Source organism: Agromyces sp. NPDC029043 (assembly GCF_055564615.1).
The window spans coordinates 36,479-52,190 of sequence record NZ_JBVHVX010000002.1 but is presented as its reverse complement, the minus strand read 5'-3'; the positions used below and the strand labels follow the sequence as shown (position 1 = coordinate 52,190).

The following is a 15,712-nucleotide window of genomic DNA, read 5'->3' as shown; positions in this document are numbered from 1 at the left end:
CCTCCCTGCATGACGACGCGAACCATCGGCATCCGTCTCTCGACTCACGCGAGTCGGCCCGATCCCGAGCGGACTCGCGTGAGTCGGGCACCGTCGCGTCGGTGAGAATGGGCGCATGCCGATCCTCAACAAGGACATGCAGGTGTGCATCTCGCTCTCGGGCCGCCCGTCGAACCTCGGCACGCGGTTCCACAACTTCCTCTATGACGAGCTCGGCCTCAACTTCATGTACAAGGCGTTCACGACCGACGACCTCGAGGGGGCGATCCGCGGCATGCGCGCGCTCGGGTTCCGCGGCTGCTCGGTCTCGATGCCGTTCAAGGAGGCGGTGATCCCGCTCGTCGACGTCACGGAGGAGTCGGCCTCGGCCATCGAGTCGGTCAACACGATCGTGAACGACGAGGGCCGGCTCTCGGCGTCCAACACCGACTACGAGGCGGTGGCGCAGCTGATCGCGGAGCACGGGCTCGACCCGGCGGCGCGCGTCGTCGTGCGCGGCTCGGGCGGCATGGCGAAGGCGGTCGTCGCGGCGTTCCGCGGGGCGGGCTTCGGCGATCTCACGGTCCTCGCGCGCAACGCCGAAGCCGGACCGGCGCTCGCCGAGAAGTACGGCTACGCCTGGACCGCGGCGGACCCCGAGCCGTCCTTCGACGTCATCGTCAACGTCACCCCGCTGGGCATGCAGGGGGCGGATGCCACGGCGCTGGCGTTCGGCGAGCCGTTCATCGGCCGCGCAACGACGGTCTTCGACGTGGTCGCCTTCCCCGCTGAGACGCCGCTCATCCGCGCCGCGCGCGCCTCCGGCACATCCGTCATCACCGGAGCCGAGGTGATCGCACTCCAGGCCGCACGCCAGTTCGAGCGCTACACGGGCGTCGCGCTCACGCGCGATCAGGTCGAGCGCGCCGCCGCCTTCTCCCGCGCCGGCTGACGCCCGCGGCCCCGACCTCCCACTTCTCTTCTCAGGCGGCCCGAGCCCGAACCATCCGTTTCTCAGGACGACACGCCGCTCCGGCACACGACCCGCCGGATAACTCCTGAGAAGAGGAGCCGGGTGGGTGGGGAGAGCGCGACCGGTAGAATCGCAGGGTCCGGCACCCGCCCCGCGGCATCCGCTCGCCGCCACCTTCTGGAGCTCGCCACCCGTGACCATCGAGACCTCGTCCACGCCTGCCAGCCAGTACCCGCAACCCGAGGCCCCCGGCGCGGCCGACGCCGAGCTGATCGAGGCGCCGCGGACGGCCAAGCTCGACACCGTCGAGGTCGCCGCCGCGAGCCCCGAGAAGGAGCAGCCGTACGCGGCGCTCGGCCTGAAGCCCGACGAGTACGAGCGCATCCGCAACATCCTGGGCCGCCGTCCCACGTCCGCGGAGCTCGCGATGTACTCGGTCATGTGGAGCGAGCACTGCTCGTACAAGTCGTCGAAGATCTACCTGCGCCAGTTCGGCAAGAAGGTCACGCCCGAGATGAAGCAGCACCTCATGGTGGGCATGGGCGAGAACGCCGGCGTGCTCGACATCGGCGAGGGCTGGGCTGTCACGTTCAAGATCGAGTCGCACAACCACCCGAGCTACATCGAGCCGTTCCAGGGCGCCGCGACCGGCGTCGGCGGCATCGTGCGCGACATCATCTCGATGGGCGCGCGCCCGGTCGCCGTCATGGACGCGCTGCGCTTCGGCGCGATCGACCACCCCGACACGGCGCGCGTGGTGCACGGCGTCGTCGCGGGCATCAGCTTCTACGGCAACTGCCTCGGCCTGCCGAACATCGGCGGCGAGACCTGGTTCGACCCGGTGTACCAGGCGAACCCCCTCGTGAACGCGCTCGCGGTCGGCGTGCTGCGCCACGAGGACCTGCACCTCGCCAACGCGAAGGGCGCGGGCAACAAGGTCGTGCTCTTCGGCGCACGCACCGGCGGCGACGGCATCGGCGGCGCGTCGATCCTCGCGTCCGACACGTTCGCCGAGGGCGGCCCGACCAAGCGCCCGGCGGTTCAGGTCGGCGACCCGTTCGCCGAGAAGGTGCTCATCGAGTGCTGCCTCGAGCTCTTCGCGAACGACCTGGTCGAGGGCATCCAGGACCTGGGTGCGGCGGGCATCTCGTGCGCCACCTCCGAGCTCGCCAGCAACGGCGACGGCGGCATGTCGATCGTGCTCGACGAGGTGCTGCTGCGCGACCCCACGCTCACGCCGGAAGAGATCCTCATGAGCGAGAGCCAGGAGCGCATGATGGCCATCGTGCGCCCCGAGAAGCTCGAGGGCTTCATGGAGGTCGTGAGGAAGTGGGATGTCGAGACCTCCGTCCTCGGCGAGGTCACCGAAACCGGCCGCCTCTCGATCACCTGGCGCGGCGAGGAGATCGTGAACGTCGACCCGCGCACGGTCGCGGTCGACGGCCCCGTCTACGAGCGCCCCGTCCGCTACCCGTCGTACCTCGACGAGCTGCAGGCCGACACCGCGGCCGACCTGGCCCGCCCGCAGGCCGGCGACGAGCTGCGCGCCCAGTTCCTGCAGCTCGTGGGGTCGGCGAACCAGGCCGATGCCGCGTGGATCACCAACCAGTACGACCATTACGTGCTCGGCAACACCGCGCTCTCCTCGCCCGACGATGCGGGCATGATCCGCGTCGACGAGGAGTCGGGCCTCGGCGTCTCGGTCGCGACCGACGCGAACGGCCGCTACTCGCAGCTCGACCCGAAGCAGGGCGCCAAGCTCGCGCTCGCCGAGGCGTACCGCAACGTCGCCGTGACCGGTGCGAAGCCCATGGGCGTCTCCGACTGCCTCAACTTCGGCTCCCCCGAGAACCCCGAGGTCATGTGGCAGTTCGCCCAGTCGGTCGAGGGCCTGGCCGACGGATGCCTCGAGCTCGGCATCCCCGTCACGGGCGGCAACGTCAGCTTCTACAACCAGACCGGCGACGTGCCGATCCATCCGACCCCGGTCGTCGCGGTGCTCGGCGTCATCGACGACGTCGCGCGTCGCGTGCCGTCGGGCTGGCAGGACGACGGCCACAACATCTACCTGCTCGGCGACACCTACGCCGAGCTCGACGGGTCGGCGTGGGCCGGCGTCGTCCACGGCCACCTCGGCGGGCTTCCGCCGTTCGTCGACCTCACCCGTGAGAAGCAGCTCGCCGAGCTCCTGCAGGCGGCAGCACTCGAGGGACTCATCGACTCCGCACACGACCTCAGCGACGGCGGCCTCGCGATAGCGCTCGCCGAGGCCGTGAGCCGCTTCGGCGTCGGCGCGCGCGTGTTCCTCGGCGAGGTCGCCGAGGATGCCGGCATCGACCTCGCCACGGCGCTCTTCTCGGAGTCGACCGGTCGCGTGATCGTCACGGTGCCCCGTGAGGACGACGTGCGGTTCCGCGGCCTGTGCGAGGGGCGCGGCTACACCGTCCGCCGCATCGGCGTGACGGATGCCGCGTCGCAGGCGCTCGAGGTCCAGGACGCGTTCACGGTGGCGGTCGACGAGCTGCGCACCGTGAACCGCGCACCGCTCGCGGACGCGTTCGGGCCGGTCGTCGGGTACTGACGGTGTGCTCGTGGGCTCATCGTTCGACCACGGCATCCTGCCTCCGGGCATGGCGTTCATCCGCCTCGGCGCGGGCCGGCCGCTGCTCGTCCTGCCGGGGTTGACCCCCGATCACGAACCGCCCGAGGGCGCCGACCTGCGCTTCCAGACGCGGCAGATCCAGCCGCTTGCACGATCGCGCGAGGTGTGGTGGGTCAATCGTCGACGTGGCCTGCCCGCGGGCATCTCGATGTCCGGCATCGCCGCCGACTACGCCGAGGCGATCCGCTCACGGTTCGAGCCGCCCGTCGACGTGTTCGGCACCTCGACGGGAGCAAGCGTGGCGCTGGCGCTGGCGATCGATCACCCGAACCTCGTGCGTCGCCTCGTGGTGCACGGCGCCCATCGCCTCAGCGAGCGCGGTCGGGAGACCCAACGCGTGATGGCCCGGGAGCTGCGCGCGGGCCGACCGCGCCGGGCCGCCGCGGTCGAGTTCGCGGCGATCGGCGCCGGCCCGGTCTCGAGCGCGGCGATGTCCGCCCTCGGCTGGCTGTCGGGGCGACGGTTCTACGGCGCGGCGGGGTCCGACGTGCTGGCGGTCATCGATGCCGAGGACGCCCTCGACCTGCGGGACCGGCTCGCATCGATCACGGCGACGACGCTCGTCGTGGGCGGCGCGCGCGATCGGTTCTACAGCCCCGAGCTCTTCCGCGAGACGGCGCGACTGATTCCGGACGGGCGCCTGCTCCTCTCCCCGCGGCGCGGCCACGACGTCATGCGGCGTCCGTTCCATGAGCGCGTCCTCGCGTTCCTCGACGACTCGACGACGAAGGAGACGGCATGAGCCGGACGGATCGGGCGAGCCTGTTGATCCACGCCGACCGGGATGCCGTCTTCTCCGCGCTCACCACGCGTGAGGCGCTGCTGGCCTGGCTGCCGCCGCAAGGCATGCACGGGCGGTTCGAGCGCTTCGACCTGCGCGACGGCGGCTCGTACCGCCTCGTGCTCACCTACGACGACGCATCCGGCTCCCCTGGGAAGACCGCGGCCGACGCCGACGTCTCGGAGGTGCGGATCGCGCGGCTCGTGCCCGGGGAACTGGTCGAGCAGCTCGTCGACTTCGAGTCCGACGATCCCGCGGTCCGCGGCACGATGCGGATGACGTGGAGCGTTCGGACCACCGTCGACGGCACCGTCGTGGAGTTCGAGGCGCGCGACGTCCCCGACGGGATTCGGGCGCGCGACCACGCCGAGGGACTGACCTCGTCGCTGTCGAACCTCGCCGCGCACCTCGAACCGACGCCCGACGACGAGCGGCAGACGTATCCGCCCGGGTACGCCGCGGCGCACGGCTCGTTCGCGCTGATCCCCGCCGCCTACGTGTTCCTCGTCGACGGCGACCGCGTGCTGTTGCAACTGCGCGCCGGCACCGGCTACTACGACGGCTGGTGGGCGGCGTCGGCCGCGGGTCATGTCGAGTTCGGCGAGACGGTGATGGCCGGCGCCGCACGAGAACTCCTCGAGGAGGTCGGCGTCGAGGTCGCCGAGTCCGACCTCGAGCCGGTCACGGCGATGCACCGCACCGCCCCGACCGGGCTGCCCGTCGACCAGCGGCTCGACGTCTTCTTCGTCGTCCGCTCGTGGCGCGGCATCCCGTCGCTGCAGGAGGAGAAGGCGAGCGCGCTCGAGTGGTTCCCGCTCGACGCGCTGCCCGAGCGGCTCGTGCACCATGAGCGGTTCGCGCTCGAGGGATGGCGCGACGGCGGCCTGCCCGCGATCACGGCGTTCGGCTTCTGACCCCGTCGACGTCAGGCGCCCTGGGGCGGGTTCACGAGCAGGTCGACGCGTTCGGCCAGGTACGACTCGAACGGGATGAGGGCGTCGTCGCGTGATGGGTTCCAACGCACGGCGACGTACGGTGCACCGTCCGCGGCGGTCGTGAGCGCGAGCGGGCCGGATGGCGCTCCCTCGGCGAACGCGCCGGCCTCGAGTTCGATCGGCGCGGCGTCGAACACGACCGTCGCGCCCTCGGGCAGGCCGCCCTTGATCGCCGCGGCACGGTAGGCGCGCTGCTCGACGACGGACTCGGCCGTCACGCTCTTGCGCACCGCCCGCTCGGCCCGGATCACGCGTCCCGTCGCGTACAGGCGGCCGTCGGCATCGAGCAGCAGCACGCCGAGCCGCCAGACCGGCCCGACCACGTGCATGCGCGGCGCGCGCGGAATCCCCATCACCCGACGTCCGGGCACGTACTCGGCGAGCGTCTCGGTCCGAACGGATGCCGCGATGAGCTCTCGCACGGCCCGCTCGACGGCATCGCGCGCCCGTTGCACCGCGACTGCCTCGGCGTCCGCTCGGCCCCCACCCGTGCCGTCGCCCATGAGTCCGAGCCTATGCGCCGAATGCTCCGAACGACTGCGTCGATCCTCTGCGCCGAAGCGCCATGCCGTCCCACCGGCGCCGCCGCGACGGGCGGCCCTCGCAAGCGACGTGCCTTAAGTCCCATGCGGCGTCGGCGACGCGTCTTAGCGTCATGCCACGCGGGCGTGACCCTCACACCCACGGAGGAAGGGAACGCCGTGAACACCATCTGGGACTTCTTCGTCTGGCTGTTCTGGTTCTACGTCATCGTCGCCTGCATCTGGATCTTCATCACGGTGTTCATCGACATCTTCCGTGATCCGAGCCTCAACGGGTGGGCGAAGGCGCTGTGGGTGCTGTTCCTCGTGTTCTTCCCGTTCCTGGCCGCGTTCATCTACCTGATCGCGCGCGGCAAGAGCATGACGGAGCGGAACATGGAGCGCGCGCAGGCGATGAATGCGCAGCAGGCCGACTACATCAGGTCGGTCGCGGGGTCGGGGCAGTCGGCGGCCGGCGAGATCGAGTCGGCCAAGCGGCTGCTCGACAGCGGCGCGATCACGCAGCCCGAGTACGAGGCGCTGAAGGCGAAGGCGCTGCGCTCGGCCTGACCCGTCCGTACGTTCGCCCGCGGCGCCGCTCAGGTCGGATGCCGCGGGCGATCGCCCGCTCAGCGGATGCGGTCGATGAGCGCGAGCAGTGCCATCCCGTAGGCCTCCGCGGCGTCGGGATGCTCGAAGCGCCGAACCTCACCGGCCAGTTCGATCTCGACCTCGAACGCGTCGGGCAACCGGCGCAGGGCGCGGAAGGTCGCGCGGAGCAGCTCGCGCAGCTGGTCCTCGCGCGGCAGCCACACCGCGTCGGCGAGCGCGACGGAGTCGAGCGCCCACTCGGTGGTGCCGTTGAACGCGAGGATGGTGCCCGTGGGGTAGCGGCGAGCCTCGATCGTCATCTCGCTCACCGTGAAGATGTCGGCCTCGACGTCGGCCTCGACGTTGCTCGGCAGGTCGAGTTGGAAGCGATCGCCCGAGTCGGGATGCCAGACGAGTCCGGCGTCGCGGAGCTCGAGGGCGAGGTCGCGGCTGATCATCGGGGCTCCCGGTCGGCTCGACGCCGGATGCGTGCGGGCCCGATCCCGGCCGCGAACCCGACCACGATGATGCCGGCGAACAGCAGGCCCCAGCGCGCGGTGAACACGCCGATCACCGCGAGCGCGGCGCCGAGGACCACCAGCACACGCGCGATGCGCAGCCGGGTCCGCGGTTGCGACCACCAGCGTCCGACGATTCCGCGGATCACGTTCCCACCGCCTCGGCATCGAACCGGACCCCCGTCGCCGCCTCGGCGAACGACCAGACTCGCGCGCCGACGCGCGGATCGCGCGACGTGCGCGTCGGCGTCGCGAGTCGGGGCTCGCCCTTCACGGCGTAGCGTGGGCCCCAGAACTGGCCGCCCTCGACGTCGTCGGCCGCGACCGCATGCACGATGACCTCGGCCCCGCGATGCTTCCCCTGCGCGAAGGGCGCCTGCAGCGAGTCGGCGAACCGGTCGAGGGGAGGCGGCTCGCTCACCCCGGGCACGCGGGGCGTGCGGCCCGAGATCGAATAGCCGGGGTGGGCCACGACGCTGTGCACGCGCGGTGTCGCGGATGCCGCGCCGACCGCCTCGGCACCGTCCTCCGCCGCGCGCCGCAGGCGCCGGTCGAGCTCGAAGGCGATCGCCGCCGCCGCGATCTTCGACTGCGCGTACGCACGCCACGGATCGTACGAGCGCCGGAGCTCGAGGTCGTCGAGTCGGAACGTCGACAGTCGCGTCGACAGCGAGCCCAGCGTCACCACGCGCGCGCCCGCGGCGAGGTTCGGGACGAGCCGGGCGAGCAGCGCGAAGTGCCCGAGCACGTTGGTGGCGAGCACGAGCTCGTGCCCGTCGACGCTCTCCAGGCGCGCGCCGGGCGTGTGCACCATCCCGGCGTTCAGCACCATCGCGTCGAGCGGTGCGCGGTCGAGCAGGTGCTCGACGCCCCGGTGCACCGAGTCGAGCGATGACGTGTCGATCACGAGGGTGTCGACGGAGGCCTGCGGCATCCGTCCGCGGATCGCCGCGACGGCCGCCGCGAGTCGCTCGCGGCTGCGGCCCGAGAGCGTGACGTTCGCCCCCGCGCCGGCGAGCCGTGCCGCGGTGAAGAACCCGAGACCGGCGTTCGCGCCGGTGACCAGCACGGAGCGGCCCGCCTGCGACGGGAGCGGAACGGGGTACCAGCTCACGCGCGGTCCGTGCCGACCGGGGTCGCGGGCGCGTCCGCGCCGTTGACGTCGGCGAGCGCCTCGTGGTGCTGGATGACCTCTGCCACGACGAAGTTGAACCACTTCTCGGCGAACGCCGGATCGAGGTGCGCGTCTTCGGCGAGCGCCCGCAGCCGGGCGATCTGGCGCTTCTCGCGGTCGGGGTCGCTCGGCGGGAGCCCGTGCGCCGCCTTGAGGCGCCCGACCTGCTGCGTGAACTTGAACCGCTCGGCGAGCAGGTGGATGAGGGCGGCGTCGATGTTGTCGATGCTCGAGCGGATGCCGAGCAGCTCCGTCATCGCCGCGTCACGCTCGTCGATCGGGACGTCGGGAGTCTCGGCGGTCATGCTTCGACCCTACGGCCAGTCAGGCCCCACCGCTCCCGACCGCCGACCGGAACGCGCGCAGCCGGAGGCTGTTGCCGACGACGAACACGCTCGAGAACGCCATAGCCGCGCCCGCCAGCATCGGGTTCAGCAGGCCGAGCGCGGCGAGCGGGATCGCCGCGACGTTGTACGCGAACGCCCAGAACAGGTTTCCCCGGATGACACGGAGCGTGCGCCGCGACAACCGGATCGCGTCGACGGCCGCGAGCAGGTCGCCGCGCACGAGCGTGAGGTCGGCGGCCTCGATCGCGACATCGCTGCCGGTGCCCATCGCGATGCCGAGGTCGGCCTGCGCGAGCGCCGCCGCGTCGTTCACGCCGTCGCCGACCATCGCGACCGAGCGGCCCTCGCCCTGGAGGCGCGCGACCACGGCGGCCTTGTCGGCCGGCAGCACCTCGGCGATGACGCGGCCGATGCCGACCTCGGCCGCCACCTGCCGCGCAACCGTCTCGTTGTCGCCCGTGAGCAGGATCGGCTCGAGGCCGAGGCCGCGCAGGCGGGCGACCGCGTCGGCGCTGGTGGGCTTCACGGCGTCGGCGACGGTGAGGGCGCCGCGCACGGCGCCGTCCCACGCGACGACGACCGCCGTGCGACCCTCGGCCTCGGCTGCGGCGACGGATGCCGCGACTCGCGCGTCGGGCTGGATCGCCCATTCGGCGAGCAGCGCGGGCCGGCCCACGAGCACGAGGTGCCCGTCGACGACGCCGTGCACGCCGAGCCCGGGGCGGTTCTCGAACGACTCGGGCGCCGGCAGGTCGCCGACGCGCGCTGTCGCGCCATCCGCGATCGCCCTCGCGACCGGGTGCTCGGAGGCGTGCTCGAGCGCGCCCGCGAGCCGGAGCAGTTCGGCCTCGTCGACGCCGTCGGCAGGGTGGACTCCGGCGAGCGACATCCGCCCGCTCGTCACGGTGCCGGTCTTGTCGAGCACGATCGTGTCGACGCGGCGGGTGGACTCGAGCACCTCAGGTCCCTTGATGAGCACGCCGAGCTGCGCGCCTCGACCGGTGCCGACGAGCAGCGCCGTCGGCGTGGCCAGGCCGAGCGCGCACGGGCACGCGATGATGAGCACCGCGACCGCGGCGGTGAACGCCGCCGCGGGCGGGAAGCCGCCGCCGAGCCACATGCCGAGCGTGGCGACCGCGATGAGGATGACCACCGGCACGAACACGCCCGCGACCCGGTCGGCGAGTCGCTGCACCTCGGCCTTGCCGGCCTGGGCCTCCTCGACGAGGCGCGCCATCTGCGCGAGCTGCGTGTCGGCGCCGACGCGGGTCGCACGGACCACGAGGCGTCCCCCGGCGTTGACGGTCGCGCCGATCACCGGGTCGCCGGCCGCCACCTCGACGGGCACCGACTCCCCCGTCACGAGCGAGGCGTCGACCGCGCTGCGGCCGTCGACCACGACGCCGTCGGTCGCGATCTTCTCGCCGGGGCGCACGACGAACGCGTCGCCGACGGCGAGCTGCTCGACCGGGAGACGGGTCTCGACGCCGTCGCGGAGCACCGCGACCTCCTTCGCGCCGAGCTCGAGCAGCGCCCGCAGCGCGGCACCCGCCGCGCGCTTCGAGCGCTTCTCGAGGTAGCGGCCGAGCAGCACGAACATCGTCACGCCCGCGGCGACCTCGAGGTAGAGGTTCGCGGCGCCGTCGCTCGGCGCCACCGTGAGCTCGAAGCCGTGGACCATGCCCGGCTCGCCGCCCGCGCCGAGGAACAGCGCGTACAGCGACCACGCGAACGCGGCCGTCACGCCGAGCGAGATGAGCGTGTCCATCGTGGCGGCGCCGTGGCGCAGGTTCACGAGCGCGGCGCGGTGGAACGGCCAGGCCGCCCACGTGACCACGGGGGCGGCGAGCGCGAGCGAGGCCCACTGCCAGTACGTGAACTGCAGCGCGGGGATCATGGCGAGCAGGATCACGGGCACCGCGAGCACGACCGAGGCGATGAGGCGCGTGCGCAGCGAGCGGAGCTCGGCGTCGGCGCGCGACTCGGCGGGCGTGCCCGTCGCTGCAGTCCCGGCACCGTCGCCCGGCGGGGCGACCCGCGGCGGGACCGGCACCTCGGCGCGGTACCCGGCGGCCTCGACCGCCGCGATGAGCTCTGCCGCGTCGAGGCGCGCGGGCGCGGCCACGCGCGCCCGCTCGGTCGCGTAGTTCACCGCCGCGGTCACGCCGTCGAGCCGGTTCAGCTTCTTCTCGATGCGCATGGCGCACGACGCGCAGGTCATGCCCCCGATCTCGAGCTCGACGATGCGCCCGTCGGCTGCGGCGCCGGAGGTCGCGATGTCGGTCGTCATGAGTGGTCCTCGCCGTGCGCGCCCTCGGCCGCGCCGTGCGCGGCGTCGTCGTCGTGCGACCCGGCGCTCGCGCCATCCGCCGCCCCGGCCGTCGCCGTGACGACGAACGGCACGGATCGAACGACGCCGTCGAGCTTCAGGTCGAGGTAGAGCAGGTAGCGACCCCCGGTGGGCGCGGTCGCCATGAACGAGATCTCGGGCCCGGCCTCGGTGACGCCGTCGCCGGGCTCGCCCATGGGGTGCACGTGCAGGTACGCGAGGTCGCCCTGGCGGAGGGCGACGAGGTGCCCGTACGCGCCGAGGTATGGCTCGAGCGTGGTGACGGGCTCGCCGTCGCGCGTCACGGTGAACGTGAGGTCGCTCTCGGCGCCGGCCACGAGGCCGCCCTCGACCTCGACCGTCACGCCCTCGACCGTCGTGGCGACGATCTCGGTCGTGCGGGGCTCGGGCGCGAAGTCGCCGGCGACGTCGACCGTGCTCGTGAGCGTCACGGTCTCGCCGTGCGCGGTCGGCACGAAGTCGGCGAACACCCGGTAGGTGCCCGCGGCCCCGAACGTGAACGGGATCGTCCATGTGCCGCGGCCGTCGGTCTCGGGATGGACGTGCCGGAAGTGCGCGCCGTCGGAGCGCACCACGATGAGGTGCAGCTGCTTGTCGTGGGCCACCTCGTACTCGGTGACCGGCTCGCCGTCGGCGCCGACGAGCGTGAAGGCGATCGAGCCCGCTTCGCCCGCGGTCGCCGGGGCGGTCAGCCCGGTGAGGGCGTACCCGCGGTGCGAGACCGAGAGCCCTCGAACGTCGTCGGCAGCGGTCGGTGAAGCGGATGATGCGGCGCCGGCGTGTCCGCCGTGCCCGGATGCTGCGGTGTCCATCGGATCCTCCTCGTTCGAGGTCCACGCGGCCGAGGCGTCGGCCGGGATGATGAGCGGGGCCGTGACGAGCGCGGCGGCGAACACGGCCGCCGCACTCGCCGCGAACAGCCCCAGCCTGGCTGCCGTGCGCATGTCGGACCGAGGGGTCAGACGCGCACGGCCGCGTAGCCGGCCTCCTCGACGGCGGCGATGACGCCGGCGTCGTCGAGGTCGGCGGGGGCGGTGATCGAGAGGCGACCGGCGGCGGCGGACACCCGGATGCCGGTGACGCCGGGGAGCTGCTCGACCTCTTCGCGCACCGACATCTCGCAGTGACCGCACGTCATGCCGGTCACCTGGTACTCGCGCTCGCTCATCGTGGACTCCCGTCTGGATCTGGATCGGTTCGATGATACCCCACTGGGGTATCATTGTTCTGAACCATATACCCGGGTGGGGTATTCCGCAAGGATCCGAGTACCAATGCTCCGAAGCCGGCTGACGCGGTCAGGCGCGCTCAACGGCACGCCGCGGGATCCGCACCCGCCCCTGCGCGAGCAGGATCCCCGCCATCACGACGAGCGCCCCGAGCGGCTCATTCCAGGTGAGCGGCTCGCCCAGGATGGCGACGCCCAGCACCACGCCGACGACCGGCGTCACGTACGTGACCGTCGACGCGTTGGTCGGGCCCCAATCGCGGATCACGCCGATGTTCCAGATGTAGGCGAGCCCCGTTCCGGCGATGCCGAGGATGGCGAGGCACACGACGACCGCGACATCCAGCCGCACCGGCCCGATCGCGAGCAGCGGCGTGAGCAGCAGCATGACGGCGCCGCCCATGCCGACCTGCAGGAAGGCGAACGTCGTCGCCGCGATCGGCCGACCGCTCAGGAACTTCCGCGTGTACCCGAACATCAGGCCGTAGCACGCGGTCGCGCCGAGGATCGCGAGCTGGCCCGCGAGGGTGCCGCCGAACTCGGCCTGCCACGGCGCGATGATGACCACGACGCCGACGATGCCGACCAGCACGCCGAGCCAGCGCGACGTGTCGAGCTTCTCGACCCGGAAGGCGAGCGTCGCGATGATGGCGGTCATGATCGGCGTCGTGGCATTGAGGATCGACGCGAGGCTCGAGGTCACCGTCTGCTGCGCCCACGTGAAGAGCAGGAACGGGATGACGCAGCCCGTGATGCCGATCACCAGGAAGTGCAGCCAGACGACCGGCTCACGCGGCAGCACCGTGCCGCCGTCGACCCGCGGGCGCGCGACGAGCACGACGACGCCGAGCGTGATCGCGCCGAGCACGACTCTTGCCCACGCCACTTGCGTGAACGACAGCCCGGTGAGCGCGACCGCCATGAACAGGAAGCTCGCGCCCCAGACCAGCCCGGCGGACAGGAACTGCACCCAGGTGCGCACGCCGCCGCGGCGGCGCGACTGGGCAGTGCGGTCGACGGATGCCCCGGCGGCGGCCTGCGGCGCGGTGTTCTCGGACGCGGTGCGGGTGGTCACCGACCCACGGTACGTCCACGTCGCGGACGCGCACGAGGGCTCCGGGCCGCGATGTCCGGAACCCGCCGAACGTTGGCAGCCGGGTGCCCGGGTCGCGATCGACCGCCACGTCGCCATAACCGGGCGACGCGGCGGCTCGTCCTCCTCGCGAGCGCCTGATGCCGCGCCGGCACGCTCGGGGGTAACCTGCTGTCGAATGGGTCCCGGGCCGAGCCCCGGAACCGCCGGGAGCCGCTCATGGGCGCGAACATCGAGCTGGAAATAGGTCCCGGCCGGGAGCCGGGCACCTGGGACGTCCGTGTCCTGCGCTCGGCCGGACCCGCGGCCGCGGCGGCGTCGTTCCGGCTCGACGCCGAAGCCATCATCGCGCAGCTGCCGCAGCTGGACTCGACGGTGCTCGCCTCGGCGGTGCCGTCCCGGCGCCTGCTGACGGCGGGCGAGACCGAACTCCAGCGCGTGGGGACCGAACTGTTCTCCGCCGTCTTCACCGGCGAGGTCGAGGAGGAGTACCGCACGAGTCGCGCGGTCGCCCGGGAGCGCGGCGGCAGCCTGCAGGTCCGACTCCGGCTCGTCGCGCCGGTCCTCGCCGCACTGCCATGGGAAGCCCTCTTCGATCCCGAGGCGGGCGTGTACGTCTGCCGCAAGGACCCGCTCATCCGCCAGATCCCGACGACCGACGTCATGGAGCCGCTGAACCTCGACCCGCCGCTTCGGGTCCTCGCGATGGTCGCGGCGCCGTCCGACCTGTCCCCGATCGATGCGAGGGCCGAGCGTACGCGCCTCGAGACGGCGCTCCGGCCGCACATCGACGAGGGTCGGATCCTCCTCGAGTGGCTCGAGGAGGTGACTTGGCCCAACGTGCACGCGAAGCTGCTCTCGGCGCAGTGGCACGTGCTGCATTTCATCGGGCACGGGTCATATGACGCGACATCCGACGAGGGGGTGCTCGCGTTCGTCGGTCCCGACGGGAGGGCCGACCAGGTCGACGCGTCGGCGCTCGCCGACCTGCTGGACCAGGCCGAGCCGACGCCCCGGCTGGTCGTGATCAACTCCTGCATGTCGGCCACCGCGGGCGCGGGCGACCTCTACTCCGGCACGGCCGCCGCCCTCGTCAACAGCGGCATCAACGCCGTGGCCGCGATGCAGTTCACGATCAGCGACCCGGCCGCGCTCGCGTTCTCGCAGGGCTTCTACACGTCCCTCGCGTACGGCCGCCGCATCGACGAGGCGGTCGTCAGCGGACGCATCGCCATCCTCGGCCTCGGGCGGGACACGCTCGAGTGGGTGACCCCGGTGCTGTGCCTGCGCGGCGACGAGACCCGGCTGTTCGTCCTGCCGGCGTCGCCCGGAACGGCGGCGCGCGAGCCGGCGCAGGTCGAGGCGGCCACTCCGAGTGCGCCGCCGCCACCGGTCCCGACGCCGCCGTTGCGTTCGCCGACCGCGCCGGCCGCCGACGACGTGCCATCCGCGGCATCCGTGACGCACGGCGGCCCACCGGACCGCCGCCGCCGGGTCGGCGTGCTGGCCGCCGTGGCGGTCGGCGCCGCGCTCGCCGGGATCGGCGGCACCGTCGCCGTGATCGCCGCGACGTCGGGTGACGGAGAAGGCGCGGAGGGCGGCGGTGAGACGGCGATCACGCTCCCCGCCAGCTTCGGCGTGGCCGGCGACACCGTGTGGACGCCGACCGGCCTCGACTGCGCCGTCGGACAGCGGCTCCTGCTCACCGCCTCCGGAGAGGTCCTCGTGGAGAGCTTCGACGGCCTCGCCGTCCCGCCCGACGGCAGCCCTGGCTTCTCGGCGATCAACCCGCAGCCGCAGGCGCCCACCGCCGGGCTCATCGGGCGTATCGGCGAGGGCGGCATGCCGTTCGTCGTGGGATCGAGGCTGGCGATGGAGTGCTCCGCAGACGGCGAGCTCCAGCTCGGCGTCAACGTCGCCGACCCGGCTGGGAACACCGGGGGCTTCGACGTGCAGGTATCGGACATCACGGTCGATCCGACGATCACCCTCGACCCGCTCACCCCCCTCACGATCGAGGTGCCGGGCGACACCCCCGAATGGATCCCGACCGGCATCACCTGCCTCCCGGGCGCCGCCTACCACGTGTGGGCGACGGGTGTCATCTCCTGGGGCGCGGACACGGAGTCGACGACCGTCGACGCCGACGGCAGGGAGCTGTACGACGAGCAGGGCAACGATCCGAGCCAGAACCTGGTCGGTCTCGACTGGGCGGAGCACGGCGCCCTCGTCGCCGCGATCGACGGCCTGCCGCCGTTCGTTCGGCTCGGCACCGACTCGTCCATCGACTGCTACGCCGCGATTGGCCGGATGGGGTCGCTCGTGCTCAGCGTGAACGACACCGACCGGGCGGACAACACCGGCGCCTTCACGGTCACTCTCTCGAGGACGGACGCGCCAACCGGCTGAACGCAGTCGTAGGCGGTCTGCCGGCCACCGGGCAGCGCAACGGGGGCGGATGCCCGGACCCGAGTCCGTGGCATCCGCCCCCGTCGTGCCG

Annotated in this window: 15 protein-coding genes; 6 read left to right on the top strand and 9 right to left on the bottom strand. The window is 72.5% G+C overall.

The genetic code is table 11. From position 1 onward, the window contains the following. Nucleotides 1-115 precede the first annotated feature (115 nt). The 4 genes from ACZ4TW_RS03905 (at nt 116) to ACZ4TW_RS03890 (ending at nt 5,309) form a co-directional block, all read left to right on the top strand. Nucleotides 116-931 (top strand): shikimate 5-dehydrogenase, encoded by an 816-nt coding sequence (locus tag ACZ4TW_RS03905; protein WP_465540365.1) that lies wholly within the window; start codon nt 116-118, stop codon nt 929-931. Between the two features lie 289 nt (nt 932-1,220). Continuing rightward, nucleotides 1,221-3,533, top strand: coding sequence for a phosphoribosylformylglycinamidine synthase subunit PurL (purL, locus tag ACZ4TW_RS03900; RefSeq protein ID WP_465540892.1), 2,313 nt, complete (start codon nt 1,221-1,223; stop codon nt 3,531-3,533). A gap of 10 nt (nt 3,534-3,543) precedes the next feature. Beyond that, nucleotides 3,544-4,356: an alpha/beta fold hydrolase gene (locus tag ACZ4TW_RS03895; RefSeq protein WP_465540363.1), complete on the top strand. Its 813-nt coding sequence runs from the start codon at nt 3,544-3,546 to the stop codon at nt 4,354-4,356. Then, nucleotides 4,353-5,309, top strand: a complete 957-nt coding sequence (locus ACZ4TW_RS03890) for an NUDIX domain-containing protein (protein ID WP_465540361.1) — start codon at nt 4,353-4,355, stop codon at nt 5,307-5,309. The genes ACZ4TW_RS03895 and ACZ4TW_RS03890 overlap by 4 nt, the downstream gene beginning before the upstream one ends. Nucleotides 5,310-5,320: 11 nt before the next feature. On the opposite strand, the gene ACZ4TW_RS03885 is transcribed toward ACZ4TW_RS03890, so the two are convergent. Next, the gene (locus ACZ4TW_RS03885) at nt 5,321-5,893 is read right to left on the bottom strand and encodes a hypothetical protein (protein ID WP_465540359.1); all 573 of its coding nucleotides are present in this window, start codon (nt 5,891-5,893) and stop codon (nt 5,321-5,323) included. A 165-nt stretch (nt 5,894-6,058) separates the two neighbouring features. On the opposite strand from ACZ4TW_RS03885, the gene ACZ4TW_RS03880 reads away from it, so the two are divergent. Continuing rightward, a complete protein-coding gene (locus ACZ4TW_RS03880; protein WP_465540358.1) occupies nt 6,059-6,481 on the top strand; it encodes an SHOCT domain-containing protein in 423 nt (140 codons plus the stop codon). A gap of 59 nt (nt 6,482-6,540) precedes the next feature. On the opposite strand, the gene ACZ4TW_RS03875 is transcribed toward ACZ4TW_RS03880, so the two are convergent. The 8 genes from ACZ4TW_RS03875 to ACZ4TW_RS03840 form a co-directional block, all read right to left on the bottom strand. After that, on the bottom strand, nt 6,541-6,960 hold the full coding sequence (locus ACZ4TW_RS03875) for a pilus assembly protein CpaE (protein WP_465540357.1): 420 nt from the start codon (nt 6,958-6,960) through the stop codon (nt 6,541-6,543). Next, nucleotides 6,957-7,169, bottom strand: a complete 213-nt coding sequence (locus tag ACZ4TW_RS03870; protein WP_465540355.1) for a hypothetical protein — start codon at nt 7,167-7,169, stop codon at nt 6,957-6,959. The genes ACZ4TW_RS03875 and ACZ4TW_RS03870 overlap by 4 nt, the downstream gene beginning before the upstream one ends. Next, on the bottom strand, nt 7,166-8,134 hold the full coding sequence (locus ACZ4TW_RS03865) for an SDR family NAD(P)-dependent oxidoreductase (RefSeq protein WP_465540353.1): 969 nt from the start codon (nt 8,132-8,134) through the stop codon (nt 7,166-7,168). The genes ACZ4TW_RS03870 and ACZ4TW_RS03865 overlap by 4 nt, the downstream gene beginning before the upstream one ends. Beyond that, nucleotides 8,131-8,499, bottom strand: a complete 369-nt coding sequence (locus ACZ4TW_RS03860) for a chorismate mutase (protein ID WP_465540351.1) — start codon at nt 8,497-8,499, stop codon at nt 8,131-8,133. The genes ACZ4TW_RS03865 and ACZ4TW_RS03860 overlap by 4 nt, the downstream gene beginning before the upstream one ends. A gap of 19 nt (nt 8,500-8,518) precedes the next feature. Beyond that, a complete protein-coding gene (locus ACZ4TW_RS03855) occupies nt 8,519-10,831 on the bottom strand; it encodes a heavy metal translocating P-type ATPase (RefSeq protein ID WP_465540349.1) in 2,313 nt (770 codons plus the stop codon). Then, nucleotides 10,828-11,835, bottom strand: coding sequence for a heavy-metal-associated domain-containing protein (locus tag ACZ4TW_RS03850; protein WP_465540347.1), 1,008 nt, complete (start codon nt 11,833-11,835; stop codon nt 10,828-10,830). Before ACZ4TW_RS03850 ends, ACZ4TW_RS03855 begins: the two co-directional genes overlap by 4 nt. 14 nt (nt 11,836-11,849) lie before the next feature. Continuing rightward, nucleotides 11,850-12,059, bottom strand: coding sequence for a heavy-metal-associated domain-containing protein (locus ACZ4TW_RS03845; RefSeq protein ID WP_465540345.1), 210 nt, complete (start codon nt 12,057-12,059; stop codon nt 11,850-11,852). Between the two features lie 130 nt (nt 12,060-12,189). Next, complete coding sequence (locus tag ACZ4TW_RS03840; protein ID WP_465540343.1) at nt 12,190-13,194, bottom strand: DMT family transporter; 1,005 nt, start codon at nt 13,192-13,194, stop codon at nt 12,190-12,192. Between the two features lie 237 nt (nt 13,195-13,431). On the opposite strand from ACZ4TW_RS03840, the gene ACZ4TW_RS03835 reads away from it, so the two are divergent. Beyond that, on the top strand, nt 13,432-15,621 hold the full coding sequence (locus ACZ4TW_RS03835) for a CHAT domain-containing protein (protein WP_465540341.1): 2,190 nt from the start codon (nt 13,432-13,434) through the stop codon (nt 15,619-15,621). Nucleotides 15,622-15,712 lie beyond the last annotated feature (91 nt).